Below are 25,820 nucleotides of genomic sequence, written 5' to 3'. Positions count from 1 at the left end.
CCACGGCCGCGCCCACGGCGAGGATGGCCAGCGACAGCATGGCGGCGCCGGCGGCACCCAGCCGATGCGCGAGCGCGCCTCCCAGCGCCGAGCCCGGGATGCGTCCTAGCTGGTACGCGGCTACGGCCAGCGAGGCGAAGGCCGCGGTGTGGCCCATGTCGACCACGCTGAGGGCCAGCACGGGCAGGATCGCGCCGATGCCGATCTCGGCGATGAACGTGGGGATGTAGGCGCGGGTCGCGAGAGCGCGTGCGACCTGCCGCCTCGGCGACGAGGCCGGGGCGGACTCGTCAGTCAGCCTCGCGCTCCTCGGCGAGCTGGGCCTCGGGGGCCTCGGGGGCCTCGGTCTCGGGGGACTCATCGGTCGACGCCTCGTCGGCCGGCGCTTCCTCGACGGGCGCCTCAGGCTCAGGCTCGGGCTCGGGCTCGGCCGCCGCCTCAGGCTCTGCCGCCGCCTCAGGCTCCGGCTCCGGCTCCGGCTCGGGCTCGGGGTCGGCGAGGGTGAGGTCGAGGGCGTCGGGGACGTCGTTCTCGAAGACGGGGTCGGTCTCGGGCCACTGGGTGGCGCCGCGCTCGATGTCCGTCTCGGAGTGGGCGCCGCAGCTGTGGTCGACGCTCACGACGCGGCCGTCGGACGGCGACCACTCGTTCGCGCAGGCGCCGAATCGCATCCGCATGGACCCGGTGAGCGGGATGAAGAACGCGCAGGTCGAGCACTGGGAGGCGGACGCGATGGCGGACGAGGCCGTGGGACCGTGGGATCCGCGGTACCAGCGGTCCGCGACATCGACGCGGCCCTCGGGACCGAGCACGCGGGCGCGGCCCAGGCCCAGCTCCCAGTTCGCGATCCGGTCCTCGTCCTCGTCTCCGGTGGACTCGTAGCCCGGGACCACCCGTGCATCGTCCGCGATGTACGGCAGCATCATCGCGGGCTCGAGGTCGCCCGGGCGCACGCGCTCGGCCCACGGGATCCAGGCGGGCGCGAGCAGGGCATCGTCCGCGGGCACCAGGTGGGCCTCGCAGACGGATGCGTTCTTCTGACGCGGAGCGCGCGCGAGCGTCACGGACCACACCCAGCCGCGGTAGCCGGGCATGGTGCACGCGAAGAGGTGCGTGACCAGGCGCTCTCCGTCGACGTTCGCCGAGAGGTGGTCGCCCACCATCCCCGCGTCGCCCGCCGCCTCCACGGCGACCTCACGGGCGAGGTCGATCGCCCCGACGAGCACGGCGTCCGTGGCCATCAGGCGTCCAGCTGCTCCGCGACGGCGCGCAGCACCGCCGCGACCTGCTTGCTCTTGGCGGCCTCGGGGTAGCGGCCCTTGCGCAGCGTGTTGGACGTGCCGTCGAGCATCTTGATGAGGTCCTCGACGATCACTGTCATGTCCTCGGCAGGCATGCGCAGGTTGGCCGCCACGGACGGACCGGGGTCCACCACCGTCACGCTGAGCGCGGAGGGGCCACGGCGGCCGTCGGCCACCGAGAACTCGACCTTGGCGCCCGGACGGATCGTGGTGCCCTCGGGCACGGCGGAGGCGTGGAGGAATACCTCCGCGCCGTCGTCGGTCGCGATGAATCCGAAACCCTTGTCGGCGTCGAACCACTTCACTTTTCCGGTGGGCACATCAACCTCGTTCATCCTGCTGGCGCCGCGTCTCGACGCCCTCACGAGTCTAGCGGTCACCGGGGACCGCGGCCCCCGGGTTGAGGCCCGGCCGTGCGGGACGATGCGCGGCACACCGGATCGCGGCGCCCGCCTTTTGCGCCAGGTGGGTCGAAGTGGGCAGACTGGGGCCATACGGACCCCCCGTGCCGATCTCGAGGTGAACATGCCCCCGTCCACCACGCCCGCGTGGCTGCTTCCCGCCTACATCCGCGAGGCTGTCGCGGCGGGAGCCACCGCGCCCGAGGCGCAGATCGCCGAGGCCGGCGCCCGGCTGCTGCGCCGCTGGGAGAGCCCGGCGCGGCACTTCCACGACACGCGCCACCTGGTCGAGCTCCTGACCCGCGTGGACGAGCTGCAGCAGGAGACCCGCCTGCCCCACTGCGTCCGCCTTGCGGCCTGGTACCACGGTGCGGTCTTCGCCTCGGATTCGGAGTCCGCCTACGCGGAGCGCGGCGGCGAGGACGAGGACGCCAGCGCGGAGTACGCGCGCATGGAGCTGCGGGATCTGGGCCTGCCCGACGCGAAGATCGACGCGGTCACCCAGATGGTGCAGGGGCTCGCTCGTCACGACACGGCCCCGACGAGCATGGATGCCGCCGTGTTGTCCGACGCGGACCTCGCGATCCTGGCGGCCGACCCGCAGCGCTACAAGGCGTATCTCCACGACGTTCGCGAGGAGTACGCGGACATCCCCGACGAGCACTTCATGCGCAGCCGCCGCGCGATCGTGGGCAAGCTGCTCGCGCGCAACCGGCTCTACACGAGCCCGTTGGGCGCCAGCTGGGAGTCGCAGGCGCGCCAGAACCTGGGCGCGGAGTGCGTGCGCCTGGACAAGGCCATCGCGGCGATGTCCACGTCCGATGGGGCGTCCTGACGCGTCCCCAGCAGGGACGATGCACCGCTCCCCCGGGCGCCCGCCTCGCCTAGCGTCGAGTCCTCACCCACTCGAGGAGGACTCCATGCAGTATCACGTCGACGCGGCCGAGGTCTCGGCCGCCTCCGCACGCGCGGCCCGATCGGCGGACGCGATCCGCGCCGAGGTCGCGGGCATGATGGGCCACCTGGCGGGCCTCGATTCCAGCTGGCAGGGCTCGGCCGCGGCGGCGTTCGCGGACGCCCGGGAGCAGTGGCGCGGCGCGCAGGCCCACGTCGAGACCGCCCTGGACGCGATCACCACCGCGTTGGCCCACGCCGCGCGCTCCTACGAGGACGCGGAGTCGACCGCGGCGCGGCTCTTCGCGCGGTAGCCGTCCGACGCGGCCTACGCTCGGGGCATGATCCTCATCGACCCGCCGCTGTGGCCCAATCACGGGCGCATCTGGGGTCATCTGGTGTCCGACTCGTCGCTGGAGGAGCTGCACGCCTTCGCGGCGCGCGCCGGAATCCCCGAACGCGCCTTTGATCGCGACCATTACGACTACCCCGAGGAGCGTCGCGCCTTCCTTGTCGAACTGGGCGCCCGCGAGGTCTCGACACGCGAGCTCATCCGTCGGTTGCGCGCGTCGGGCCTGCGGGTGACGGCCGGCCAGCGCCGCTGACAGCCGGCACGCGGCCAGCCGGCCCGGGCATGACGAAGGCCCCCGAGCCGGAGCTCGGGGGCCTTCGTGCTGTCTTCGGCGAGCCGAAGCGGACGGGCTAGAAGCCCATGCCGCCCATGTCGCCGCCGCCGCCGGCCGGCATGGCGTGCTCGGGCTCGGGCTTGTCGGCCACGACCGCCTCGGTGGTGAGGAAGAGCGCGGCGATCGACGCGGCGTTCTGCAGCGCCGAGCGGGTCACCTTCACCGGGTCGTTCACGCCCGCGGCGAGCAGGTCCTCGTACACGCCGGTCGCGGCATTGAGGCCGTGACCGATCGGGAGGCCCTTGACCTTCTCGACCACCACGCCACCCTCGAGGCCGGCGTTGATCGCGATCTGGCGCAGCGGCGCGGTGACGGCAACCTCGACGATCCGAGCGCCGGTCGCCTCGTCACCCTCGAGCTCGAGGGTTGCGAAGGCGAGCGTGCCGGCCTGGATGAGTGCCACGCCGCCACCGGCGACGATGCCCTCCTCGACGGCCGCCTTCGCGTTGCGAACGGCGTCCTCGATGCGGTGCTTGCGCTCCTTGAGCTCGACCTCGGTGGCCGCGCCCGCCTTGATGACGGCGACGCCGCCGGCGAGCTTGGCGAGGCGCTCCTGGAGCTTCTCGCGGTCGTAGTCCGAGTCGGAGTTCTCGATCTCGGAGCGGATCTGACGCACGCGGCCCTCGAGCTGCTCGGGAGCACCCGCGCCCTCGACGATCGTGGTCTCGTCCTTGGTCACGACGACCTTGCGGGCCTGGCCCAGCAGCTCGAGACCCGCGTTGTCGAGGGACAGGCCCACCGACTCGGAGATCACGGTGCCGCCGGTCAGGATCGCCATGTCCTGCAGCATCGCCTTGCGGCGGTCGCCGAAGCCCGGCGCCTTGACGGCGACGGCCTTGAACGTGCCGCGGATCTTGTTCACGACGAGCGTCGCGAGGGCCTCGGACTCGACGTCCTCGGCGATGATCATCAGCGGCTTGCCGGTCTGCATGACCTTCTCGAGCACCGGGACCAGGTCCTTGACGGACCCGATCTTGGACTCGACGAGCAGGACGTAGGCGTCCTCGAGGACGGCCTCCTGGCGCTCCGGGTCGGTGACGAAGTAGGCGGAGAGGAAGCCCTTGTCGAAGCGCATGCCCTCGGTCAGCTCGAGCTCGAGGCCCAGAGCCGAGGACTCCTCGACGGTGATGACACCCTCCTTGCCCACCTTGTCCATCGCCTCGGCGATGAGCTCGCCGATCGCGGGGTCGCCGGCGGAGATGCCCGCGGTCGCGGCGATCTCTTCCTTGGTCTCGACCTCCTTGGCCGCCTTGAGCAGCTCGGCGGTGACGGCCTCGACGGCCTTCTCGATGCCCTTCTTGAGGGCGATCGGGTTGGCGCCTGCGGCGACGTTGCGCAGGCCCTGCGTGACGAGGGCCTGAGCGAGCACGGTGGCGGTGGTGGTGCCGTCACCCGCGACGTCGTCGGTCTTCTTGGCGACCTCCTTGACGAGCTCCGCGCCGATCTTCTCGAAGGGCTCCTCGAGCTCGATCTCCTTGGCGATGGAGACACCGTCGTTGGTGATGGTCGGGGCGCCCCACTTCTTCTCGAGCACCACATTGCGGCCCTTGGGGCCCAGCGTGACCTTGACGGCATCGGCGAGGGCATTCATGCCCCGCTCCATGCCGCGGCGGGCCTCCTCATCGAAGGCAATGATCTTTGCCATGCGAGTTCTTCCTCTTCCCATGGATGACGGTTCCCCACCGCCCGCGACGGACGATGCGCGGCCCGGCGTTCATGTCACGCCGCACCCCGCACCTCGGGGAGAACCCTAGGTCTGTTAGCACTCGCACACGTCGAGTGCTAATGGCGATTCTGGCACTCTCACCCGCCGAGTGCAAACCCTTGGCGCCGTGTTCGCCCAGGGCGAGTGCCGCATCGTCCCTTCGAGGTCAGGACGGCGTCGAGCGGGTCACGAAGGATCGGTGACCAGCTGGACCTCGACGTCCGCGTCGGACCCAGGGTTGCCCAGCTCGATGTTGTCGATGCCCAGTTGTGCTGCGACCTCGAGCGCGGTGTCGCGCAACGACTCGTCGTTGTAGACCACCAGGTTGGCGTCCGGCTTGGTGCCCGAGAGGTTCGCCGCCGTCACCGAGGTGAAGCCGCCCTCCTCGAGGATCTGCTGCTGCGCGCCGGCCAGACCGGAGATGCCGGTGCCGTTGAGCACCGCGATCGGGGTACCGAACTCGATCACGGGCTCGGGGGTGGACGTCTCCGACGGCTCGGGGCTCGAGGTCTCGGAGGGCGCGGCCGTGGCCGAGGCGTCGGGTGAGGGCGACGCGCTCGTCGACGCGCTGGGCGTGGCCGAGGCCGACGCACCGGGCTGCCCGGTCTCGCCGCTGTTCCACAGGAACGTCGCGACCAGGAAGGCGAGCAGGCCCGCGATGAGGAAGACGATGAGCGGGATGACCACCAGGTGCCACCAGGGGCGGGGCGCACGATGCACGCCCACGGGGCCGCCGCGCTCGCCGATCTCGTCGAACTCGTCGCGCTCGTACTCGTTGGTCACGGGCACACCCTACCTTTTACCTCAGGCTTCCCACGAGCGGGTGCGCCCGCGCTGGCGTGCCGCGCGCATGCGGCGCAGGCGCTTCACCAGCATCGGGTCGTGCTCGAGGGCCTCGGGGGTGTCGATGAGCGCGTTCAGCACCTGGTAGTACTGCGTCGCGCTGAGGCCGAACAGGTCGCGGATCGCGTCCTCCTTGGCACCGGCGTAGCGCCACCACTGGCGCTCGAAGGACAACACGGACGCGTCGCGCTCGTCGAGCGAGGACATGCGCAGCGTGCGCGCGGCTCCTGCGTCCATCGGTCCCCCCTCTCGATCGGCACCACCCTAGCGGCGCCAGGCGGCGGAAACGGGCAGGCGCGCGCGTCGCGCCGCTGCCGGCCCGCGCATCGTCCGATTGCATCGCCCCGCGGGGACCGCCGCCCGACGCGATTAGGGTGACCGCATGGACGATGCGTGGCGCACCCAGGTCGCGCCCGATTGGGCCGCGGCGCTCGCGCCCGCGGAGGTCACGCTCGCCGCGTTGGGCGCCTTCCTGCGGGAGGAGGTCGCGTCCGGCCGCGGATACCTGCCGGCTCCTGACGCGATCCTGCGGGCGTTCACCGTGCCGATCGCGGACGTGCGCGTGCTGATCGTGGGTCAGGACCCGTACCCCACGCCCGGCGATCCGGTGGGGCTCAGCTTCTCCGTGCCGCCGGGCCACCCCATGCCGCGGTCGCTGGTCAACATCGCGCGCGAGCTGCGAGAGGACACGGGCGAACTGCTCACCTCGGGCGACCTGTCGCACTGGCACGCGCAGGGGGTGATGCTGCTCAACAGGGTGCTGACGGTGCGGCCCGGCGCGGCGGGCTCGCATCGGGGGCGCGGCTGGGAGCAGGTCACGCACCTCGCGATCGAGGCGCTGGCCGCGCGCGGGGGGCCGCTGGTGGCGATCCTGTGGGGCCGCGACGCGCAGTCGCTGGCGCCGGTGCTGGGCGACGTGCCGCGGGTCGAGAGCCCGCACCCGAGCCCGCTGAGCGCGTCGCGGGGGTTCTTCGGCACGCGGCCGTTCTCCCGCGCCAACGCGGCGCTGGCCGCTCAGGGAGCGCCGCCGATCGCCTGGGGCACGCCGGGCTGATCTCCGCCGCGACCCCGCGCGCGGCGGGCGGCGTCCCACAAGGTGGAGCTGGCAGCGGGACTCGAACCCGCAACCTTCGCTTTACAAGAGCGCTGCGCTACCGGATTGCGCCATGCCAGCCGGGAGACGCCAGGATACCGGCCATCGCGGCACGGGCCGCCGCTCCCCTCCCTGACAGTGCGCACGGAGTTGAGGACGACACGCCGCGGCGCCGGCCCCAGAACGGGACCGGCGCCTGCGTGTCGCTGCGAACTCCGTGCGGAGTGTCAGGCGGCGGAAAGGTCAGCCCAGCGACTCGAGGTAGGCCTTGAGGCCGCCCGCCTCGAAGTACGGCACCGTGTTGGGGTCGAGGACCTCGCCCTCGTCGAAGACGCCGCTGGCGGAGACGCGCACCGTGGGCGTGCCCTGCATGCCGTCCTGCGAGGCGCGGTCCGTCGCGGCGGTCGCCCACTTGCGCATGTCGGCGCTGTCGAGCGAACCGGCGACGTCCTCGGGCACGCCCGCGGTCACCGCGATCTGACTGATGTCCGCATCGGACAGGCCGGAGGTGTTCTCGGCCGGCTGGTTCGCGAACATCGCGTTGACGAAGTCGTGGAACGCCTCGGGCGCCTTGTCCGCGACCACACCGGCCGCGCCCGCGGCCCGCGTCGAGAACTCCGTGCCCTGCGAGTAACGGTCGAGGATCGAGATCGGGTGGTAGTAGAGCTGGATCGCGCCGGACTCGCGCAGCGTGTCCAGATCCGCGGCGTTGATCTGCTCGAACGTGTTGCAGATGGGGCACATGAAGTCGAGGTAGATGTCGACCCGGGGCGCGTCCGTGGGGACGTCGACTCCCGCGACTCCACCGGTGCCCACGGAGACGCCGCCCGTCGCATCAGCGGATGCGGGCGCGACGGCGCCGTCCGTGCCCAGCTCGGGCACCTTGCCCTGGTTGATGATGAAGAAGATCAGCGCGCCGAAGAGGGCGAGGCCCACTACGGACGCCGCGACGATGATCACGGTGGTCCGGCGCTCCTGCGCGCGCACCTGCGCCTGGGCCTGCGCCTTCGCGGCGGACCGCGCATTCATCGGCTCGTTCTTCTTGGCTGCCATCGAGTGCTCCAAAGGGGAAATGTCGGGAAGGGGCTTGGGGAGAAATCTAGACGATGCGGGTCAGGCGGCCCGCATCCAACCGTCGACCGAGAGCCGGCTCCGGGGCCAGATCACCAGAAACGTTCCCAGTGCGACGAAGCCCGCGCGTTCGAGCATGTGGAGCGGATAGTTGGTGGTGCCCTCGGCCACGTCGCCGCCGCCGCCGAAGCAGCCGCAGTCGATGCTGAGACCCTTCGCCCACGCCCACGCCACCCCGAACACGAACGCGGCCATCATCACCAGCCAGGCGATCGCGGCGAGCCGGGTGAACAGGCCGGCGAACAGGAACAGCGCCAGCACCAGCTCGAGGAACGGCAGCATCGTCCCCACGAGCGGCACCACCTCCTCGGGAAGCAGGCGGTAGGCACGCACGGCCCGCACGGACTGCGGGATGTCGAGCATCTTGGGGATCGCGGCCGCGACCAGGATCACCGCCATCGACAGCCGGACCAGGGTGCTCAGCCACGGCTGCACGGTGGCCCAGCGGCCGCGGGTGGCGTCCTCCACCTGCGTCGTCTCGATGCTCATCGCCATCCTCCTCGACGCGCGCTCGCGCGCGCATCATCACAGCTCCCCCGGTTCATCACGGTACAACCTGCTGCGGCAACGCCCGACCGGCGCGCGGCGTTCCACCGCCGCCGCCCAGACGTCAGGCCGAGGCGGGCGGAAGGTCCGGCAGCGGCCACCACCAGGGCTCCAGCTGCACGTAGATCGCGATCCCGGCGACCAGGATGGCGACCATCGCGATGAGCACCCAGGCGGCGCGCAGCCCGGCCGTGGGCGACAGAGCCGCCGCCAGCCGGTGCGCGCCCTCCCGAGTGCCCGACATGAACGGGCCGTACGCCATCACGATCACCGCGACCAGTCCGCCGAGCGCGAGCGCCGCGGCGTGGCCGTAGTACTGGGAGGTGGCGGTGGACGATGTGATGGTCCCCGAGCTCACGAGCCACCAGGCGCCCGTGGCGGCACCACCGCCGAGCGCGCCCGCCGTGAGGGCGGCGGGCAGCGTCTCCGCCGCCGCGCGCAGCGTGTGCCACGGCAGGCCGATGGTCTGGACCACGGTGTCCGAGGTGCGGCGCTGGCCGCGCCGCGCCCGCGCGGCCTCGATCGCGAGGGACCGGCGGTAGACGCCGCGCGCCAGGATCGCGACCGCCACGGTGACCAGGTACGCCATCACGGGAGCCACGGGCGCGGCGGCGACGATGGCGATCGCGGCGAGAGTCAGGAGCATTCGGCGCTTGGGCGGGGCGGGAGTCTCGTCCTCGAGCGGCGGGTCGCTGTCGTCGACCGGGTCCTGCTCCTCCGGCGCGCCCGGCCAGCCCGTCGCATCGTCCCGCGGCGGCCCGCCGGGGAGCGACTGCTCACCGCTGGGCAGGACGGTGGTCGCGGCGGTCTCGCCCCAGGCGCCCGCGGCGAGGCCCACGGGCGCGACGGCGGTGGCGGGGAGCCCGGTGGGCATCACCTCGGTGGCGCCGCGCAGCGCCGCCACCACGTCCCGCATGCCGGGGCGCATCGACAGGTCCCGCCCGAGCGCCGCGCGCAGGGCAGCGGCTCCGGGGACGTCGGGCAAGCGGACGTCCGCCTCCAGGGTGCGGCTGATGGCGCCGGTCCCCGAGCCGAACGGGGCCTGCGCCGTCATCGCGTACGCGACGGTTGCGGCCCAGGACCAGCGATCGGCCTGCGGCCCGGGCTCGGCGCCGTCGATGACCTCGGGGGCCACGTAGCCGGGCGTGCCGCTGACGAGACCCTCCCGGGTGAGGCGGTTGTCCTCGGCACGATGCGCGAGGCCGAAGTCGATGAGCACGGGGCCATCGGGACCCACCATGACGTTGGACGGGGTGACGTCGCGGTGGATGACGCCGGCGGCGTGCACCGCCTCGAGTGCCGAGGCGGTGCGCTCGGCGAAGTCCGCGAGCTCGGGCGCCGGCATCGGGCCATGCGCCTGGATGTAGTCGAAGAGCGTCTCGCCGGCCACGAATTGGAAGACCACGAACGTCTCGTCGTCCTCGAGTTCGGCGTCCAGGATGTGCGGCACGGCCGGATGGCGCAGCGACTGCAGGGCGCGCACCTCGCGGTCGAGGCGTGCGGCGGCCACCTCGTCGTCCTTGGCGTCCACGAGCTTGAGCGCGGCCTCGCGGCCTTCGCCGTCGACCACCCGGTAGACGGATCCGGAACCCCCGGCGCCCAGCCGGCCGAGCACGCGATAGCCGCCGACGGTGTCGCCCACCTCGCGCTGCAATCCGGCCATGGTCCCAACCTACCGGGAGCGCCGATGCGCCCCCGAGCTCTCGCGGCTCCCTCGCGGTATGTGCGAGGTCTGTGAGAGGATACCCGTGCCGGGGCACATCCCCGGCAGGTGTCAATGTGGACACACAATGGCATTTCCTCACTCGGATCGTCCGGCACGTACCTGCCGGTGAAGGGAATTACTGGCCATGGCCACTGTTACTTATGACGCGGCGTCGAGGATCTACCCCGGCACCGAACGCCCCGCGGTCGACGCTCTCAACCTCGACATCGCGGATGGCGAATTCCTCGTTCTCGTTGGCCCCTCGGGCTGCGGAAAGTCCACGTCGCTGCGCATGCTCGCCGGCCTCGAGGACGTCGACAAGGGCAAGATCTTCGTGGGCGACCGCGACGTCACCCACGTGCAGCCCAAGGACCGCGACATCGCGATGGTGTTCCAGTCCTACGCGCTGTACCCCCACATGACCGTCGCCGACAACATGGGCTTCGCGCTCAAGATCGCCAAGGTCGACAAGTCCGCGATCCGCGAGCGCGTCGAGGCCGCTGCGAAGATCCTGGACCTCACCGAGTACCTGGACCGCAAGCCCAAGGCGCTCTCCGGTGGTCAGCGTCAGCGCGTCGCCATGGGCCGCGCGATCGTCCGTCAGCCCCAGGTGTTCCTCATGGACGAGCCGCTGTCGAACCTCGACGCCAAGCTGCGTGTCCAGACGCGTACCCAGATCGCCGCGCTCCAGCGTCGCCTGGGCACCACCACCGTCTACGTGACCCACGACCAGATCGAGGCGCTCACCATGGGCGACCGCATCTGCGTGCTCAAGGACGGCCTGCTCCAGCAGGTGGGCACCCCGAGCGAGATGTACGACACCCCGGCGAACGTGTTCGTCGCGGGCTTCATCGGCTCGCCCGCCATGAACCTGTCGACGTTCCGCGTCGAGAACGGTGACGCCATCGTCGGCGATTCTCGCGTGCCGCTGGACCGCGACACCGTGGCGAAGATGACGGCTGCCGATCAGGGCGACGTGATTCTGGGCTTCCGCCCCGAGTCGCTCGACCGGGTCGCACCCAACTCGCCCGGCGCGATCGCCGTCGAGGTCAACGTGGTCGAGCACCTCGGCTCCGACGCGTTCGTCTACGGCACCACGCCCACCCCGGTGGCCACCGGCCACGACGTGGGCGTCGGCGGCTCGGGCGACGTGATCGTCCGTGTCGACCCCCGCGACGTCCCCGGCAAGGGCGACATGGTGTGGGTCAACATCCGCCCCGGTGAGCAGCACGTGTTCTCCGCCGCGACCAAGCAGCGCATCTCGGTGGCCGCGGTCAAGACCGACGCGTCGAAGGCGCTCAAGGGCTAGTCCGCAGCAGTTCCGAGAAGGGGGCGGTCCCGACAGGGGCCGCCCCCTTCTCGCGCGTCCGGGCCGCCTCTCCCTCGCAGACAGTCCGCACGGATCCCGGGACGACTCGCCGTCGAACACGGGCGAAGCGGCCCGACACGCCGCATCGTCCCGTCGAACTCCGTGCGGACTGTCAGCGGGGCGGGCGACCGTGCGATGGCTACGCTGAGTACATGCCACACATCACCGGGGCCGCCGACGCCGCACTCATGGAGCTCCCATGGGAGATCCCCCTGTCCGCCTGGCCCGAGGAACGCATCGCCGCCCTGCCGCGAGGCCTGTCGCGCCACGTGGTGCGGTTCGTCCGTCACGGCGCCACGGTGCTCGCCGTCAAGGAGACCAACCGCGAGATCGCGTACCGCGAGTTCGAGATGCTCCGCGAACTCGAGAAGATGGATGCCCCGTGCGTGCACGCCGTCGCGGTGGTCTCCCGACGCCGGACGCCCTCGGGCGAGGAGCTGTCCGCGGCGCTCATCACCGAGCACCTCGCCTTCTCGCTGCCCTACCGCGCGCTGTTCTCGACCGCGCTGCGCAAGGGCACGCTCAACCGGCTCATCGACGCGCTCTCCGTGCTGCTGGTGCGCCTGCACCTCCATGGCTTCTACTGGGGCGACGTGTCGCTGTCGAACGCGCTGTTCCGGCGCGACGCCTCGGAGTTCAGCGCCTACCTGGTCGACGCCGAGACCGGCGACCTCCACGAGACCCTCACCACCGGGCAGCGTTCCTACGACCTGGAGATCGCCACCACCAACATCATCGGCGAGATCCTGGACCTGCAGGCCAACGAGGACCTCGACGAGGGCATCGACCCGTTCAAGATCGGCGAACGCCTCGAGAGCCGCTACACGCAGCTGTGGGCGGCCCTCACGGAGACCGAGGTGTTCGACACCAACATCCCGTACCGGGTGTCCGAACGGGTGCGCGCGCTCAACGAGATGGGCTTCGACGTGGGCGAGCTCGACATGCTGACCACGCCCGACGGCACGGGGCTGCACATCCGGCCCAAGGTGGTCGACGCCGGCTTCCACTCGCGCCGCCTCATGCGCCTCACCGGCCTCGACGTGCAGGAGAACCAGGCACGACGGCTGCTCAACGATCTGGACGAGTACCGCGCCGTGCACCTCGAGATCTCGGACGACGAGGCGTTCGCCGCGCACGAATGGCTCACCTCGATCTTCGAGCCCACCATCCGTGCGGTGCCGCGCGAGCTGCGCGGCAAGCTGGAGCCGGCCCAGGTGTTTCACGAGGTGCTCGATCACCGCTGGTTCCTGGCCCAATCGGCGGCCGAGGACGTGCCGATGCCCGTGGCGACGGCCTCGTACGTGAAGAACGTGCTCCCGCTGCGTCCCGACGAGCGCGCCGTCCTGGGGCGCTCGCTCGCTGAGATGACCGCGGAGCTGCCCGCCCTCACCGACGAGTTCGGCACCACGTTCGAGCGGCGCGACCCCTTCGAGAACGACAACACCTACGCGTGGGGCGAGGTGCCCGTGCCCGACAACGCCGAGCCGCCCCAGGTCCAGCGGGTGTCGACCAAGGTGCCGGCACCGGAGCGCGAGCCGCTTTCTTCCGAGATCAAGGAGCGGGACCGGAAGGCCGGCGTCGCGTCCGCGGTCGCGGTCGAGTCCGCGATCGACCTCGAGTCCGCAGTCGAACCTGACGAGGAGTCGGAGGAGGAGTCGGACTCCGAGGAGTCGGGCTTCTAGGGACGATGCGCGCCGCGGGTCAGGCCCGGGCCGCCGCCTTCGACGCCTCGTAGAGCGCGATGGAGGCCGCCACGGAGGCGTTGAGGCTCTCCGTGCTCGCGGCGATCGGGATCGACACGATCTGGTCGCAGGTCTCGCGCACCAGGCGCGACAGCCCCTCGCCCTCGGCGCCCACCACGATCACGAGCGGCCCGTCGAGCAGGTTCGACTCGTGCAGGGCGACGTCGCCGTCGCCGGCCAGGCCGATCACGAAGAGGCCGGCCTTCTTGTAGTCCTCGAGGGCGCGGACCATGTTGGTGGCGCGTGCAACGGGGATGCGCGTGGCGGCGCCCGCGGACACCTTCCACGCGGCGACCGTCATGCCCGCGGCGCGGCGCTCGGGGATCAGCACGCCGGACGCGCCGAACGCGGCGGCCGAGCGCACGATCGCACCCAGGTTGCGCGGGTCCTGGATGCCGTCGAGCGCGATGATGCGCACCGGGGCCGGCGCCTCGAGCAGGTCCGCGGGGTGCGCATACTCGTACGGGGGCACCTCGATGGCGACGCCCTGATGCGAGGAGCCGTCCGCGAGCGTGTCGAGCGAGCTCTTGGGCACCTCGCGCACCTCGAGCCCGTGCTCGACCGCGAGCGACACGATCTCCGTGACCCGGTCATCGGCGTCGATGCGGTTGAACACGTGGAGGGTGTGCGCGGCGATGCCTCCGCGCAGCGCCTCGAGGACGCTGTTGCGGCCCACGATCAGCTCGAGGGAGCCCGAGGTGCGATCACGCGGGGTCGAGCGGGGACGCGACGCGGGCTTCTTGGCCTCGTCCCGCTCGACCCGCTGCTTGGCCTTGTACGCCTTGTGGTTGGGCCGGTCCTCGGCCTTGGGCGTGGGGCCCTTGCCCTCGAGCGCCTTGCGGCCGTGACCGCCCGTGCCCACGGATGCGCCCTTCTTGGAGCCCGCGTTGCGGGTCGCGCCCCTGCGCTTCGAGTTGCCGGCCATGGGTCAAGGGTAACGGCGCCGGGCGGGGTCAGCCGTCCGCCGTTGCTCCCCTGACAGTCCGCACGGAGTTGGAAGGGACGATGCGGCGTGTCGGGCGGATTCGGGCGCGTGGACCGGCGTGTCGCCCCCAACTCCGTGCGCAGTGTCAGAGAAGCAGGCGAGAGTGTCAGCCGTCCGCGGCGAGCGACCAGCGTGCGCCGTCCGCGCCGTCCTCGACCACGATGCCCGCGCCGGCCAGGCGGTCGCGGATCGCGTCGGCGGTGGCCCAGTCCTTGGCGGAGCGCGCGGCGGCACGAGCCTCGATGTCGGACTTCACCAGGAAGTCCAGCGCGCCCATGGCCGTGCTCGACGGGCCCGAGCCGCCCTCCGCCCACTCGGGCGCGGCCGGGTCCAGGCCCAGCACGTCGAGCATCGCGCGGGTGGCGAGGAGCGCGGCGGCGACCGCCTCATCGTCCCCCGCGGTGAGGGCCGCATTACCGGTGCGGACCATCTCGTGGATGACGGCGAGCGCGCGCGGGATCGCCAGGTCGTCGTCCATCGCCTCCACGAAGGCGGCGGGCAGCGCGGCGCCGCGCACCCGCTCCGCGGACACCGCTCCCACGCGCTCGGACGCCCGCGACACGAATCCCTGGAAGCGGCCCCACTGCGCGGACGCCTCGTCGAGGGTCGACGGCGAGTACTCGAGCATCGACCGGTAGTGCACGGCGGCGAGCGCGAGCCGCAGCGCGGCGGGCTCGTGCGCGGCGAGCACCTCGGAGACCAGCAGGCCGTTGCCCAGCGACTTCGACATCTTGGCGCCGGACTGGGTCACCCACGCGGAGTGCATCCACAGCCGCGCGAAGCCGTAGCCCGCGGCGCGCGACTGGGCCTGCTCGTTCTCGTGGTGCGGGAAGCGCAGGTCGAGCCCGCCCCCGTGGATGTCGAAGGAGTCGCCCAGGTAGCGCTGCGCCATCGCGGAGCACTCGATGTGCCACCCCGGGCGGCCCGGGCCCCACGGCGAGGACCACGAGGCGGTCTGCGGCTCGTCGGGCTTGCGCGCCTTCCACAGGGCGAAGTCGCGGGGGTCGCGCTTGTCGTCGGACGGCGCGTCGGGCGCCGGGGTGAGGTCCTCGAGCGCCTGCCGCGTGAGCGATCCGTACCCGTCGAACGAGCGCACGTCGAAGTACACGGAGCCGTTCCACTCGTAGGCGTGGCCCTTGTCGATGAGACGCGACACCAGCGCGATGATCTCCGGGATGTGGCCCGTGGCACGCGGCTCGGCGGCGGGGGGCTTCACCCCCACGGCGGCGTAGGCGGCCTGGAACGCGCGCTCGTAGCGCAGCGCCCACGCCCACCACTGGTCGCCCGCCTCGGCGGCCTTGGCGAGGGTCTTGTCGTCGATGTCCGTGACGTTGCGCACCAGGGTCACGCGATAGCCCGTGCGTTCGAGCCAGCGCTGCAGCACGTCGAAGGCGACGGCGCTGCGCAGATGACCCACGTGCGGCGCCCCCTGGACGGTGGGTCCGCACAGGTAGATGCCCACCTCGCCCGGGGTCAGCGGGACGAACTCGCGCTCGTCGCGCGTGGCGGTGTCGTACAGGCTGAGGGTCACGCGCCCAGGCTACCGGCAGTGCCTGGCGGGGGACGATGCGCCGGGCGGGTCAGGCGTCGACGGGCACGATCAGCGCGGAGGCGATGGCCGCGATGCCCTCACCGCGGCCCGTGAGGCCCAGGCCGTCGGTGGTGGTCCCGGCGACCGTGACGGGGGCGCCGGCGGCCGCCGACAGCGCGGCCTCGGCCTCCTCGCGGCGCGTCGCGAGCCGGGGGCGGTTGCCGATCACCTGGATCGCGACGTTGCCCACCTCGAATCCCGCGGCGCGCACCAGCCGCGCGGACTCCGCGAGCAGCGCGGTGCCGGCCGCTCCCGCCCACTCGGGGCGTGAGGTGCCGAAGTTCGAGCCCAGGTCACCCAGGCCGGCCGCGGACAGCAGCGCGTCGCAGGCGGCGTGCGCCGCGACGTCGGCGTCCGAGTGCCCCTCGAGCCCCCGCTCCCCCGGCCACGCGAGTCCGGCGAGCCGCAGCTCGCGGTCGCCGCCGAACGCGTGGACGTCCACGCCGATGCCGGTCCGGGGCAGGGTCATGCGTGCTCCTTCTCGAGCGCGGCGAGGTGCTCGGCGATCGCCAGGTCCGCACCGTGGGTGATCTTGAGTCCGTGAGCGTGGCCCTCGGTGGCCACCACCCGGTAGCCCAGGTTCCGGGCGAGCGTCGCATCGTCCGTGGCGTCGGCTCCGCCGCGGGCGTGGGCGTCGAGGATCACCGCGGCGCGGAAGGCCTGGGGCGTCTGCACGATGCGGAACGCGGCCCGGTCCACCGGCTCTCCCAGCGCGCCGTCGGGCGCGGGAGCGGCCACCAGTGTGTCCACCACGGGGACCACGGGGACGGCGCCGTCCGCGCCGGCCTCGACGGCGGCCGCCGCGGCGCGCATCGTCCCGGCGGGCTGGAAGGCGCGTGCCGCATCGTGCACCAGCACGATGTCCTGGGCCGCCAGGTCGAGCGCGGCGAGCCCGGCCGCCACGGAGCCCTGGCGCGTGGGCGCGCCCGCGACCACGGCGACGGGAAGGCCCGCCAGCACGGCCTCGAACTCGGAGACGTGGGTAGGCGGGGCCGTGACCACCATCCGGTCCGCGACCAGCGCCATGCGGCGCACGGCGTGCACCACCAACGGCTCACCCGCGACGACGACCAAAGCCTTGGGAAGGGTGGAACCCAGCCGGGTTCCGTATCCGGCGGCCGTGACCACGGCCGCGAGGGTCACGAGGCGAGGACCTCGTCGAGCCGCGCCTCCGCGACAACCTCCTCGCACTTCTCGGCGAGGGCGAGCTCGCTGACGAGGATCTGGCGCGCCTTGTGGAGCATGCGCTTCTCGCCGGCGCTGAGGCCCTTGTCGGTGTCGCGACGGGACAGGTCACGGACCACCTCGGCCACGCGGATCACGTCGCCCGAGGCGAGCTTCTCGACGTTGGCCTTGTAGCGGCGCGACCAGTTGGTGGGCTCCTCGATGTAGGGCTCACGGAGGACGCCGAACACCTTCAGCAGGCCCGCCTGGTCCACCACGTCGCGGACTCCCACCAGGTCGACGTTCTCCGCCGGAACCTCGATCGTCAGGTCACCCTGCGCTACCTTCAACTTGAGGTAGGTCTTCTCCTCGCCACGAATGATGCGCTTCTTGATGTCCTGGATCATGGCCGCCCCATGGTGGGGGTAGACGACTGTCTCGCCAACGACGAAGTTCATGGTGGAGTTATCCCCTTCTCGACGGAGTGCCATTCTATCATTTGCGGTTTGTGCAATAACATCCGCCCCCTCGAGGGGCGCGGGCCCTAGGTCCGGCCCCGTGCCGATGCGCCCCGGCGACGCCCCGGCAACGCCCCGACCGGTGGCCCACACGCACGGGAAGCCACTATCCTGCGAGAGACGTTCCCCGGAAAGGACCCGCCGTGAAGCTCCCCGCACGACTCGTCACCCTGGCCGCTGTCGCGGTGGTCGCCGCCGGCTGCAGCGCCATCAACCCGATCACCACGCAGGACCCGTACGACGCGTCGGACGGCATCAGCGTCGACATCGGCGACGTGCGGGGCATCAACCTGCTGGTGGTGACGGAGGCGGAGGGCTCCCCCGCCGTGCTGCTGGGTTCGCTGTACAACTCCTCCGCCGAGGACGTGCAGGTGGCCGCAAGCATCGACGGCGAGTCCATCGTGACCATCGACGTGGCCGCGGGCGCCACCGTGAAGCTGGGCGGCGAGGACGGCGAGCAGCACGTCACGGGCACCGCATCGGTGGCTCCGGGGCTGCTCCAAGACGTCATCCTGCAGACCGATGCCGCGGGCCAGGTGGTCACTGCCGTGCCCGTCATGGACGGCACGCTCCCGGAGTACGAGCCGGAGCTCCCGAGCGCGTAACCCGCGCCCGCCCCTGGCCCCTGGCCCCTGGCCCCTGGCCCCTGGCCCCTGGCTGACACTGCGCACGGAGCTGGCCGCGACACGCGGGCGCAGCCACCGCATCGTCCCGTCGGACCCGGCGCGCCGAAAGCAACTCCGTGCGCACTGTCAGGTGGCAGCGGCGGGCGAGACGCGCGTCAGCCGAAGCGACCCGAGATGTAGTCCTCCGTGGCCCGCTCCGACGGCGTCGAGAACATGACCGGCGTCTCGTTCATCTCGATGAGCTTGCCCGGCTTGCCGGTGCCCGCGATGTTGAAGAACGCCGTCTTGTCGGACACGCGGGCCGCCTGCTGCATGTTGTGCGTCACGATCACGATCGTGTAGTCGTTCTTGAGCTCTTGGATCAGGTCCTCGATCGCGAGCGTGGAGATCGGGTCCAGGGCGGAGCAGGGCTCGTCCATGAGGAGCACGTCGGGCTTGATGGCGATGGCGCGGGCGATGCACAGGCGCTGCTGCTGCCCGCCGGAGAGCGAGGAGCCCGGCTTGCCCAGGCGGTCCTTGACCTCTTCCCAGAGGTTCGCGCCGCGCAGCGAGGACTCGACCATGTCCTCGGCGTCGGAGCGCGAGATGCGGGTGTTGTTGAGCTTGACACCCGCCAGCACGTTCTCCGCGATCGACATCGTGGGGAACGGGTTGGGGCGCTGGAACACCATGCCCACGTGCCGGCGCACCGCCACCGGGTCCACGGCGGAGTCGTACAGGTTGACGCCGTCCATGAGCACCTCGCCCTCGACGCGGGCGCCGGGGATCACCTCGTGCATGCGGTTGAGCGTGCGCAGGAACGTCGACTTGCCGCAGCCGGACGGGCCGATGAACGCCGTGACCGACTTGGGCTCGATCGCGAGCGAGACGTCCTCGACCGCGAGGAAGCTGCTGTAGTAGACGTTGAGGTTGTTGACGTCGATGCGCTTGGCCACAGAGATTCCTTTACCGGCCGGACTTGGGAGAGAAGAAGCGGGAGATGAGGCGCGCGATGAGGTTGAGCGCCATGACGATGAGGATGAGGACCAGGGCGGCGGCCCACGCGCGATACTCGGTGATCTCACCCACGCAGGGGATCCCCGGGTCATTGCAGGGCTGCACGCCCTTGCGCCACTCGGACACGATGTAGACGGGCAGCGACATCATGCGCCCGTCGAACAGGTTGAGATTCATGGAGTCCGCGACGCCCACCGCGATGAGCAGCGGGGCGGTCTCGCCGATCACGCGGGCGATGGAAAGCGTGACGCCCGTGGTGATGCCCGCGATCGCCGTGCGCAGCACCACCTTGATGATGGTCAGCCACTTGGGCACGCCCAACGCGTACGAGGCCTCGCGCAGCTCGTTGGGCACCAGCCGCAGCATCTCCTCGGAGGAGCGCACCACCACGGGGATCATCAGGACGGACAGTGCCACGGCACCCACCATGCCGGTCTTGGTGCCGGGCCCCACGATCAGCGCGAACACGGCATAGGCGAACAGACCGGCGACGATCGACGGGATGCCGGTCATGACGTCCACGAAGAACGTGACCGCCCGCTGCAGCCAGCCCTTGCCGTACTCGACCAGGTAGATCGCGGTCAGCAGGCCGATCGGCACGGAGATGATGGTGGCGGCCAGTGTGATGAGGAGCGTGCCCCAGATCGCATGGATGATGCCGCCCTCGGGCATGCCGCCGAACACCCCGCGCATCGACTGCTGCAGGAAGTCCAGGTTGAAGTTGCTCTCACCGTTCGCATCCACGAAGAACCGGTCGAGGCCCCGCGTGACCACGGTCACCGAGAGCCAGATCAGCGGGATCACGGCCACCAGGAACGCGAGGTACACCAGCACCGTCATGCCGCTGTTCGCGAAGCGGCGGCGGGCGCTCAGCTGGCCCAGGGACGATGCGGTGGTCGACGTGGCGACGGGCGTCGAGGCGGCGGCCATCAGTTGGCTCCCGAGAATTCGGCGCGGCGCGAGACGATCCAGCGCGCCAGCATGTTGACCAACAACGTGATGACGAACAGCGCGAGGCCCAGCGCGATGAGCGCGGAGACGCCCTGCGTGTTGGCCTCGGGGAACTGGCCGGCGATGAAGGACGCGATGGTGTTGTGGCTGGACGCGTTGAACAGCCCGAAGGAGTACGAGAGCCCGACGGACAGGATCATGTAGACCGCCATGGTCTCGCCGAGCGCTCGACCCAACCCGAGCATCGTCGCCCCGATCATGCCGGAGCGCCCGAACGGGAACACCGCCATGCGGACCATCTCCCACCGGGTGGCGCCCATCGCGAGCGCCGCCTCCTCGTGGAGCTTGGGCGTCTGGAGGAACACCTCGCGGGTGACCGCGGTGATGATCGGGATGATCATGATGGCAAGCACGATGCCTGCGGACATCGCCACGCGGCCCGTGGAGGAGATGGTGCCGTCCTCAGCGGGCGCGAACAGCGGGATCCATCCCAGGTAGGTGCTGATCCACTCGTAGATGGGCTGCAGGACCGGGATCACCACGATCGCGCCCCAAAGGCCGTAGACCACGGACGGGATGGCCGCCAGCAGGTCGATCAGATACCCGAGCCCCTGCGCGAGCTTGCGCGGCGCATAGTGCGAGATGAAGAGCGCGATGCCCACGGACAGTGGCGTGGCGATGAGCAGCGCGACGGTCGAGATGAGCACGGTGCCGAACACCAGGTAGCCCGCGAGTTCGATGAGGCTCTGGCCGTCCTCGGGCTTGATCCAGGAGACCTTGGCGGCGAGCTCGCCCGAGGTGTCCGTGAGCGCCGGCCACGCCTCGACCAGCAGGAATGTGGCGACCGCCGCGAGCGTCGCAAGGATGAGGCTCGCCGCCGTGGTCGACAGTCCGAAGAAGATCTTGTTGGCCGCCCGCTCGGTGTGCGCGGTCAGCGGTGTCGCGTCCGCTGTCACGGCCGGGTGCTTCTGAGTGGTGGTCACGCTCGATCTCCGTGAGAGTGCGGACAGGCAGGAGTGGACTGCGAACAGACGGGTGGTGGACTCATCCTCGCGGACGAGCCCACCACCAGTCCAATCCAGCGGATGCTAGGCCGCGGCGACCTCATCGAGGATCGCGGTGATCTTCGCGGAGAGGTCCGCGGAGATGGGCGAGGAGCCCGCGGCGGACGACGCCTGCTGCTGGCCCTCGGCCGAGGCCACGTACTTCTCGAAGCCGATCACGAGCGCGCGCTCGGCCTCGTCGTCGTACTGGTGGCAGACGATGTGGTACGAGACCAGCACCAGCGGGTAGGCGCCCGACTCGGTGGTGGTGCGGTCGATCTCGTAGGCCAGGTCGGACTCACCGTTCGCGGACTCCGAGAGCGGCGAGGCGTCCACGACCTTGGCAGCGGCCTCGGCCGAGAACGGCACGTACTCCTCGCCGACCTTGATCGCGACGGTGCCCAGCGTGCCGGCGCGCGAGGCGTCGGCGTAGCCGATGGTGCCCTGGTTGTCGGTGACGATCTGGACCAGCGCGGAGGTGCCCTGACCGGACTCGCCCGCGGCACCCTCCCAGTCGCCGGACGCCTCGTGGCCCCAGTTGTCGGACGCCTTCTCGAGGTAGTCGGTGAAGTTCTTGGTGGTGCCCGACTCGTCGGCGCGGTGGACGATGGTGATCGCGAGGTCCGGCAGCGTGACGCCCTCGTTCTGCGTCGCGATCGCCTCGTCGTTCCAGGTGGTGATGACGCCGTTGAAGATGTCCGACAGCGTGGTGGGGTCGAGGTTGAGCGACGTCACGCCATCGAGGTTGAAGATCACGGCGATGGGCGAGATGTACATCGGGAGGTGCAGGGCGCCCTGGTCCCCGTCGCAGCGGGTGACGGCGAGCGCGTACTCCTCGTCATCCATGAGCGAGTCGGAGCCGGCGAACGAGGTGGCGCCGTCGAGGAACTGGGTGCGGCCACCGCCCGAGCCCACCGGGTCGTAGTTGACGGTGACGTCGGGGTAGGCGGTCTGGAAGCCGGCGCGCCAGGCCTCCATGGCGGACTCCTGCGACGAGGCGCCTGCGCCGTTGAGCGAGCCCGAGAGCTCCATCATGGCGTCGCCGGTGTCGGAGGCCGACGGGGCGGCCGACGAGGGCGTCTCCTCGTTGGACGCCGTGCAGGCGGCGAGTGCGAGCGACAGCGCGGTCGCGGTCAGGACTGCGCCGGTACGGGTGACAAGCTTCACGTTCGATTTCCTCACGTTCATGGGGAGCCGGCTCGAAGCCGGGCTGGTGACCCGGCGCGATGCCGGATACCCCTCACGGTAGGCACGCCAGGTAACGGCTCGACCCTGGATTTCTGAACTCAGGGTGAACATCGGGTGAACCCGCCCCCCGCCGCTCCCCGTGCACCCCCTGACACTGCGCACGGTTTCAGATCCGACACGCGGGTAAGACGGGCCGATGCGGGGGTTCAGACCCGCGTGTCGCCGCCAACTCCGTGCGGAGTGTCAGGGAGAGAGAGAGGGGGTGGGTCAGCCTTCGAAGGTGTAGCCCACGCCTCGCACGGTCTGGATCAGCACCGGGTCGCTCGGATCGGCCTCGACCCGGCTGCGGATGCGCTTGATGTGGACGTCGAGAGTCTTGGTGTCGCCGAAGTAGTCCGAGCCCCACACGCGGTCGATGATGACCTGGCGCGGCAGCACGCGGCCGGCGTTCTGGGCGAGCAGGTGCAGCAGCGCGAACTCCTTGGGCGGGAGCGACTGCGTCTCGCCGTCCCGCGTCATCTGGAGGCGTTCCGGGTCGAGCATGATGCCCGCGACGGTGAGCCGCTCCGGCTCGTCGACCACGTCCCGCTGGCCGGCCGCGTAACGCCGCAGCACCGATCGGATGCGCGCCACCAGCTCGCGCCCCGAGTACGGCTTGGTCACGTAGTCGTCCGCGCCCAGCTCGAGGCCGATGATGCGGTCCACCGGGTCGTCCTTCGCCGTCACCATGATGACCGGCACGTCGGAGCGAGCGCGCACCGCGCGGAACACCTCCGGACCGGACATGCCGGGCAGCATGAGGTCCAGCAGGATGAGGTCCGCGCCGTCGCGCACGAACGCCTCGACGCCCGCGGTGCCGGTGGCCGCCAGCTCCACCGCGAAGCCCTCGCGCTCGAGCAGGAACTGCAGCGAGTCGCGGTAGGACTCCTCGTCCTCGACCACGAGGATCCTCGCCTCGGTCATGACTCCTCCTGGTGGACGGACAACTTGAAGGTGAACGTCGAGCCCACGCCGGGCTCCGACCACAGGGACACGGAGCCCGAGTGCTGGTGGGCGATGTGCTTGACGATGCTGAGGCCCAGGCCGGTGCCGCCGGTGTCGCGGGCGCGGGCCGGGTCCGCGCGGTAGAAGCGCTCGAAGATGCGCTCCTGGTCCTTGGGCTCGATGCCGATGCCGCGATCGACCACGGTGACGGACGCGACCCCGTCGCGTGCCCCCACGGCCACGGCCACCTCGGAGCGCTCGTCCGAGTACTGCACCGCGTTGTCGATGAGGTTGCGCAGCGCCATCACCAGCAGGTCCCGATCCCCCAGCACCGTGGGACGGGCCTTGATGTCGGTGACGATCCGGATCTGACGCGCGTCCGCGCCCAGCCGGGCCGCCTCGACGGCCTCGTGGACCACGCCGTCGAGCTGCAGGTCCTCGTGCTCGACCACGGAGCCCGCGCCCTGGAGCCGGGAGATCTCGATGATCTCCTGGATGAGCTTGGTGAGGCGCCGCGACTCCTTACGCATCTTCTTGGCGAACTTCCGGACCATCTCCGGGTCGTCGGCGCCCTCCTCGATGGTCTCCGCGAGCAGGCTCAGCGCGCCGATCGGGGTCTTGAGCTCGTGCGAGACGTTGACCGCGAAGTCGCGCCGCGACTGCTCGGCGGCGCGCATGTCCGTGTTGTCGTTCGCGAGCGCCAGGCACAGGTCCTCGTCCAGCGGCACCACGCGCACGTGCACGAACCGGGGTGTCGACAGCACGCCGCGCTGGACGGCGATCTCCGCCTCGACGGGCTCTTCGCGACGCCAGGCCTCCTCGGCCAGGTCCGCCACGTCGCCGTTGAGGGCGCCGTCGACGCGCGCGACCCCGAGCGCTCCCGCCGCGTTGTTGCTGAACGCGCTGCGCCGGTCGCGACGGATGATGACCGCGCCGGCCTGCAGCACGGACATCAGCTGGCGGGTGCGGTGCGGCACCAGGGTCGCGGCGATGGCCGCGCGCTTGCGCCGCAGGTGCACCACGGACGCGGTGACGATGGCCCCGACGGAGGCGCCAAGGATCGCGGCGACCCACACCTCCGGACTCATGGGCACACAGTAACCACGGCCCGGAGCGTTCACCCAATGTTCACGGGTGGCACCGATTGTTCATCGGTTCCGGGCGGCACCTCGCGCATCGGCGCCCGGACCGATGCCAGACTAGGAGCGCACATCCTGAAGGAGAGCCATGCGCACCCTGTTCAACGCCGAGATGGCGGACCTGGCGGACGACCTGATCGCGATGGCGCGTCACGTCGACGCCGCGATCAACAAGACCTCGACGGCCATCCTCACCGGGGATCTGGACCTCGCCCAATCGGTGATCGCCGACGACGAGAAGCTCGACGAGCTCGAGGACCAGGTCGACGAGCGCTGCGTCCTGCTCATCGCTCAGCAGCAGCCCGTGGGACTCGACCTGCGCACCATCATCGCCTCGCTGCGGATCTCCGCATCGCTGGAGCGCATGGGCGACCTCGCCGAGCACATCTCCAAGGACGTGCGCCGCGCCTACCCCGCGTCCGCCATCCCCGACTCGCACCGCGAGCTCATCGAGGGCATGTGCGCGGCCGCCACGGAGGCCGCCGGCGAGGTGGTGAAGCTGCTCGAGACGCGCGACCTCAACATCGCCGCGGCGATCGTCGAGGATGACGACGCGCTCGACGATCTCCACGAGGCCGCCTACAAGGCGCTCACCGCGGACGGCTACCACGGCACCCCGCAGGAGACGCTCGACATCGCGCTGCTCGCCCGCTACTTCGAGCGTTTCGGCGACCACGCGGTGGGCATCTCTCGCCGCATCGTCTACCTGGTCACGGGCGACCACTCGGGCAACCGCGCCAAGATCTGACGTACCCGGGCGCGAGAGAGGCCCCCGACCATCGCGGTCGGGGGCCTCTCCCGTGCCCGGACGATGCGCGCCCGGGCGGGCCGCGCATCGTCCCGGAGGCTACTTCTTGCCCTGGTTCGCGACGGCCTGGATGGCGGCCGCGGCGGCGTCCGGGTCGAGGTAGGTGCCGCCCGGGTTGGTGGGCTTGAGGGTCTCCTCGTCGAGGTGGTAGACCAGCGGGATGCCCGTGGGGACGTTGACCCCCACGATGTCGTCGTCGCCCACGCCGTCGAGGTACTTGATGATGGCGCGCAGCGAGTTGCCGTGGGCGGCCACCATCGTGGTCTTGCCGGCCTTGAGGTCCGGCACGATCGCGGACTCCCAGTACGGCAGGGCGCGCTCGAGCACGTCCTTGAGGCACTCCGTCTTGGGGATGGGCTCGCCGGCGTAGCGGACGTCGCCCTCCTGCGTGTACGGGTTGTCGTCGGAGAT

Annotated in this window: 28 protein-coding genes, 1 tRNA gene and 1 pseudogene; 8 read left to right on the top strand and 22 right to left on the bottom strand. The window is 71.0% G+C overall.

All coding sequences use genetic code 11. The annotated features are described in order from the left end of the window. From Q0L54_RS03540 to Q0L54_RS03530, 3 genes are all read right to left on the bottom strand, one after another. Positions 1–181: hypothetical protein (locus Q0L54_RS03540; RefSeq protein WP_296665539.1), on the bottom strand; the 181-nt coding region annotated here is incomplete at its 3' end. A 109-nt stretch (positions 182–290) separates the two neighbouring features. Continuing rightward, a complete protein-coding gene (locus tag Q0L54_RS03535; protein ID WP_296665537.1) occupies positions 291–1,241 on the bottom strand; it encodes a DUF3027 domain-containing protein in 951 nt (316 codons plus the stop codon). After that, positions 1,241–1,621 carry a cold-shock protein gene (locus tag Q0L54_RS03530; protein ID WP_296665535.1) on the bottom strand — a complete coding sequence of 127 codons (381 nt, stop codon included), beginning with the start codon at positions 1,619–1,621 and terminating at the stop codon, positions 1,241–1,243. Before Q0L54_RS03530 ends, Q0L54_RS03535 begins: the two co-directional genes overlap by 1 nt. Before the next feature lie 205 nt (positions 1,622–1,826). Here Q0L54_RS03530 and Q0L54_RS03525 point away from each other — a divergent pair, with 205 nt between their 5' ends. From Q0L54_RS03525 to Q0L54_RS03515, 3 genes are all read left to right on the top strand, one after another. Next, on the top strand, positions 1,827–2,537 hold the full coding sequence (locus Q0L54_RS03525) for a hypothetical protein (RefSeq protein ID WP_296665534.1): 711 nt from the start codon (positions 1,827–1,829) through the stop codon (positions 2,535–2,537). Between the two features lie 85 nt (positions 2,538–2,622). Further along, positions 2,623–2,910 (top strand): WXG100 family type VII secretion target, encoded by a 288-nt coding sequence (locus tag Q0L54_RS03520; RefSeq protein WP_296665532.1) that lies wholly within the window; start codon positions 2,623–2,625, stop codon positions 2,908–2,910. A gap of 27 nt (positions 2,911–2,937) precedes the next feature. Continuing rightward, positions 2,938–3,201, top strand: coding sequence for a DUF4031 domain-containing protein (locus Q0L54_RS03515; RefSeq protein WP_296665530.1), 264 nt, complete (start codon positions 2,938–2,940; stop codon positions 3,199–3,201). 97 nt (positions 3,202–3,298) lie between these two features. On the opposite strand, the gene groL is transcribed toward Q0L54_RS03515, so the two are convergent. The 3 genes from groL to Q0L54_RS03500 form a co-directional block, all read right to left on the bottom strand. Then, the gene (gene groL / locus Q0L54_RS03510) at positions 3,299–4,927 is read right to left on the bottom strand and encodes a chaperonin GroEL (RefSeq protein WP_296665529.1); all 1,629 of its coding nucleotides are present in this window, start codon (positions 4,925–4,927) and stop codon (positions 3,299–3,301) included. A 246-nt stretch (positions 4,928–5,173) separates the two neighbouring features. Continuing rightward, a complete protein-coding gene (locus Q0L54_RS03505) occupies positions 5,174–5,770 on the bottom strand; it encodes a LytR C-terminal domain-containing protein (RefSeq protein ID WP_296665527.1) in 597 nt (198 codons plus the stop codon). Positions 5,771–5,791: 21 nt separating this feature from the next. Further along, the gene (locus tag Q0L54_RS03500) at positions 5,792–6,067 is read right to left on the bottom strand and encodes a DUF3263 domain-containing protein (protein ID WP_296665525.1); all 276 of its coding nucleotides are present in this window, start codon (positions 6,065–6,067) and stop codon (positions 5,792–5,794) included. A 145-nt stretch (positions 6,068–6,212) separates the two neighbouring features. Between Q0L54_RS03500 and Q0L54_RS03495 the strand changes: the two genes are divergently transcribed. Continuing rightward, a complete protein-coding gene (locus Q0L54_RS03495; RefSeq protein ID WP_296665524.1) occupies positions 6,213–6,884 on the top strand; it encodes a uracil-DNA glycosylase in 672 nt (223 codons plus the stop codon). A 43-nt stretch (positions 6,885–6,927) separates the two neighbouring features. On the opposite strand, the gene Q0L54_RS03490 is transcribed toward Q0L54_RS03495, so the two are convergent. The 4 genes from Q0L54_RS03490 to Q0L54_RS03475 form a co-directional block, all read right to left on the bottom strand. Next, positions 6,928–7,004: transfer RNA gene (locus Q0L54_RS03490), tRNA-Thr, on the bottom strand. Between the two features lie 162 nt (positions 7,005–7,166). After that, positions 7,167–7,976: a thioredoxin domain-containing protein gene (locus Q0L54_RS03485; RefSeq protein WP_296665522.1), complete on the bottom strand. Its 810-nt coding sequence runs from the start codon at positions 7,974–7,976 to the stop codon at positions 7,167–7,169. A gap of 60 nt (positions 7,977–8,036) precedes the next feature. Further along, positions 8,037–8,543 carry a MauE/DoxX family redox-associated membrane protein gene (locus Q0L54_RS03480; RefSeq protein ID WP_296665520.1) on the bottom strand — a complete coding sequence of 169 codons (507 nt, stop codon included), beginning with the start codon at positions 8,541–8,543 and terminating at the stop codon, positions 8,037–8,039. Positions 8,544–8,664: 121 nt separating this feature from the next. Further along, a complete protein-coding gene (locus Q0L54_RS03475; protein WP_296665519.1) occupies positions 8,665–10,263 on the bottom strand; it encodes a serine/threonine-protein kinase in 1,599 nt (532 codons plus the stop codon). Between the two features lie 187 nt (positions 10,264–10,450). Here Q0L54_RS03475 and ugpC point away from each other — a divergent pair, with 187 nt between their 5' ends. Next, entirely contained in the window at positions 10,451–11,614 is a 1,164-nt protein-coding gene (gene ugpC / locus Q0L54_RS03470; protein ID WP_296665518.1) for a sn-glycerol-3-phosphate ABC transporter ATP-binding protein UgpC, read from the top strand. A 212-nt stretch (positions 11,615–11,826) separates the two neighbouring features. Next, positions 11,827–13,023, top strand: a pseudogene (locus Q0L54_RS03465) (DUF4032 domain-containing protein); the annotation flags it as partial. A 352-nt stretch (positions 13,024–13,375) separates the two neighbouring features. Here Q0L54_RS03465 and rlmB read toward each other — a convergent pair. The 5 genes from rlmB to Q0L54_RS03440 form a co-directional block, all read right to left on the bottom strand. Further along, positions 13,376–14,341: a 23S rRNA (guanosine(2251)-2'-O)-methyltransferase RlmB gene (gene rlmB / locus Q0L54_RS03460; RefSeq protein ID WP_296665516.1), complete on the bottom strand. Its 966-nt coding sequence runs from the start codon at positions 14,339–14,341 to the stop codon at positions 13,376–13,378. Positions 14,342–14,507: 166 nt separating this feature from the next. Then, complete coding sequence (gene cysS, locus Q0L54_RS03455) at positions 14,508–15,932, bottom strand: cysteine--tRNA ligase (protein WP_296665515.1); 1,425 nt, start codon at positions 15,930–15,932, stop codon at positions 14,508–14,510. 49 nt (positions 15,933–15,981) lie between these two features. Further along, positions 15,982–16,461 carry a 2-C-methyl-D-erythritol 2,4-cyclodiphosphate synthase gene (gene ispF / locus Q0L54_RS03450; RefSeq protein ID WP_296665513.1) on the bottom strand — a complete coding sequence of 160 codons (480 nt, stop codon included), beginning with the start codon at positions 16,459–16,461 and terminating at the stop codon, positions 15,982–15,984. Continuing rightward, positions 16,458–17,135 carry a 2-C-methyl-D-erythritol 4-phosphate cytidylyltransferase gene (locus tag Q0L54_RS03445; protein ID WP_296665512.1) on the bottom strand — a complete coding sequence of 226 codons (678 nt, stop codon included), beginning with the start codon at positions 17,133–17,135 and terminating at the stop codon, positions 16,458–16,460. Before Q0L54_RS03445 ends, ispF begins: the two co-directional genes overlap by 4 nt. Further along, positions 17,132–17,614, bottom strand: a complete 483-nt coding sequence (locus Q0L54_RS03440) for a CarD family transcriptional regulator (protein ID WP_296665510.1) — start codon at positions 17,612–17,614, stop codon at positions 17,132–17,134. The genes Q0L54_RS03445 and Q0L54_RS03440 overlap by 4 nt, the downstream gene beginning before the upstream one ends. 203 nt (positions 17,615–17,817) lie before the next feature. Between Q0L54_RS03440 and Q0L54_RS03435 the strand changes: the two genes are divergently transcribed. Continuing rightward, complete coding sequence (locus tag Q0L54_RS03435; RefSeq protein ID WP_296665509.1) at positions 17,818–18,279, top strand: hypothetical protein; 462 nt, start codon at positions 17,818–17,820, stop codon at positions 18,277–18,279. Between the two features lie 176 nt (positions 18,280–18,455). On the opposite strand, the gene pstB is transcribed toward Q0L54_RS03435, so the two are convergent. From pstB to Q0L54_RS03405, 6 genes are all read right to left on the bottom strand, one after another. After that, positions 18,456–19,235: a phosphate ABC transporter ATP-binding protein PstB gene (gene pstB / locus Q0L54_RS03430; protein ID WP_296665508.1), complete on the bottom strand. Its 780-nt coding sequence runs from the start codon at positions 19,233–19,235 to the stop codon at positions 18,456–18,458. 10 nt (positions 19,236–19,245) lie between these two features. Beyond that, on the bottom strand, positions 19,246–20,226 hold the full coding sequence (gene pstA, locus Q0L54_RS03425) for a phosphate ABC transporter permease PstA (protein ID WP_296665506.1): 981 nt from the start codon (positions 20,224–20,226) through the stop codon (positions 19,246–19,248). Continuing rightward, positions 20,226–21,203, bottom strand: a complete 978-nt coding sequence (pstC, locus tag Q0L54_RS03420; RefSeq protein ID WP_296665540.1) for a phosphate ABC transporter permease subunit PstC — start codon at positions 21,201–21,203, stop codon at positions 20,226–20,228. Before pstC ends, pstA begins: the two co-directional genes overlap by 1 nt. A gap of 132 nt (positions 21,204–21,335) precedes the next feature. Continuing rightward, complete coding sequence (locus Q0L54_RS03415) at positions 21,336–22,457, bottom strand: phosphate ABC transporter substrate-binding protein PstS (protein ID WP_296665504.1); 1,122 nt, start codon at positions 22,455–22,457, stop codon at positions 21,336–21,338. A 288-nt stretch (positions 22,458–22,745) separates the two neighbouring features. Beyond that, the gene (locus Q0L54_RS03410; RefSeq protein WP_296665502.1) at positions 22,746–23,441 is read right to left on the bottom strand and encodes a response regulator transcription factor; all 696 of its coding nucleotides are present in this window, start codon (positions 23,439–23,441) and stop codon (positions 22,746–22,748) included. Beyond that, on the bottom strand, positions 23,438–24,550 hold the full coding sequence (locus tag Q0L54_RS03405) for an ATP-binding protein (protein ID WP_296665500.1): 1,113 nt from the start codon (positions 24,548–24,550) through the stop codon (positions 23,438–23,440). Before Q0L54_RS03405 ends, Q0L54_RS03410 begins: the two co-directional genes overlap by 4 nt. 139 nt (positions 24,551–24,689) lie before the next feature. Here Q0L54_RS03405 and phoU point away from each other — a divergent pair, with 139 nt between their 5' ends. Next, positions 24,690–25,349 (top strand): phosphate signaling complex protein PhoU, encoded by a 660-nt coding sequence (phoU, locus tag Q0L54_RS03400; protein WP_296665499.1) that lies wholly within the window; start codon positions 24,690–24,692, stop codon positions 25,347–25,349. 99 nt (positions 25,350–25,448) lie between these two features. Here phoU and Q0L54_RS03395 read toward each other — a convergent pair. After that, positions 25,449–25,820: 2,3-bisphosphoglycerate-dependent phosphoglycerate mutase (locus Q0L54_RS03395; RefSeq protein ID WP_296665497.1), on the bottom strand; the 372-nt coding region annotated here is incomplete at its 5' end.

It is taken from the genome of Demequina sp. (assembly GCF_024642165.1).
Taxonomy (GTDB): Bacteria; Actinomycetota; Actinomycetes; order Actinomycetales; family Demequinaceae; genus Demequina.
Note: the sequence above shows the minus strand (reverse complement) of the source record. Positions and strands in the feature narration are given on the sequence as shown.

Bases quoted from the DNA above. Each gene is read 5' to 3' on its own strand.
- Q0L54_RS03535 (WP_296665537.1), bottom strand. From the start codon at position 1,241: ATGGCCACGGACGCCGTGCTCGTCGGGGCGATCGACCTCGCCCGTGAG.
- Q0L54_RS03525 (WP_296665534.1), top strand. From the start codon at position 1,827: ATGCCCCCGTCCACCACGCCCGCGTGGCTGCTTCCCGCCTACATCCGC.
- Q0L54_RS03520 (WP_296665532.1), top strand. From the start codon at position 2,623: ATGCAGTATCACGTCGACGCGGCCGAGGTCTCGGCCGCCTCCGCACGC.
- Q0L54_RS03515 (WP_296665530.1), top strand. From the start codon at position 2,938: ATGATCCTCATCGACCCGCCGCTGTGGCCCAATCACGGGCGCATCTGG.
- groL (WP_296665529.1), bottom strand. From the start codon at position 4,927: ATGGCAAAGATCATTGCCTTCGATGAGGAGGCCCGCCGCGGCATGGAG.
- Q0L54_RS03500 (WP_296665525.1), bottom strand. From the start codon at position 6,067: ATGGACGCAGGAGCCGCGCGCACGCTGCGCATGTCCTCGCTCGACGAG.
- Q0L54_RS03495 (WP_296665524.1), top strand. From the start codon at position 6,213: ATGGACGATGCGTGGCGCACCCAGGTCGCGCCCGATTGGGCCGCGGCG.
- Q0L54_RS03485 (WP_296665522.1), bottom strand. From the start codon at position 7,976: ATGGCAGCCAAGAAGAACGAGCCGATGAATGCGCGGTCCGCCGCGAAG.
- Q0L54_RS03480 (WP_296665520.1), bottom strand. From the start codon at position 8,543: ATGAGCATCGAGACGACGCAGGTGGAGGACGCCACCCGCGGCCGCTGG.
- Q0L54_RS03475 (WP_296665519.1), bottom strand. From the start codon at position 10,263: ATGGCCGGATTGCAGCGCGAGGTGGGCGACACCGTCGGCGGCTATCGC.
- ugpC (WP_296665518.1), top strand. From the start codon at position 10,451: ATGGCCACTGTTACTTATGACGCGGCGTCGAGGATCTACCCCGGCACC.
- rlmB (WP_296665516.1), bottom strand. From the start codon at position 14,341: ATGGCCGGCAACTCGAAGCGCAGGGGCGCGACCCGCAACGCGGGCTCC.
- ispF (WP_296665513.1), bottom strand. From the start codon at position 16,461: ATGACCCTGCCCCGGACCGGCATCGGCGTGGACGTCCACGCGTTCGGC.
- Q0L54_RS03440 (WP_296665510.1), bottom strand. From the start codon at position 17,614: ATGAACTTCGTCGTTGGCGAGACAGTCGTCTACCCCCACCATGGGGCG.
- pstA (WP_296665506.1), bottom strand. From the start codon at position 20,226: ATGGCCGCCGCCTCGACGCCCGTCGCCACGTCGACCACCGCATCGTCC.
- Q0L54_RS03410 (WP_296665502.1), bottom strand. From the start codon at position 23,441: ATGACCGAGGCGAGGATCCTCGTGGTCGAGGACGAGGAGTCCTACCGC.
- Q0L54_RS03405 (WP_296665500.1), bottom strand. From the start codon at position 24,550: ATGAGTCCGGAGGTGTGGGTCGCCGCGATCCTTGGCGCCTCCGTCGGG.
- phoU (WP_296665499.1), top strand. From the start codon at position 24,690: ATGCGCACCCTGTTCAACGCCGAGATGGCGGACCTGGCGGACGACCTG.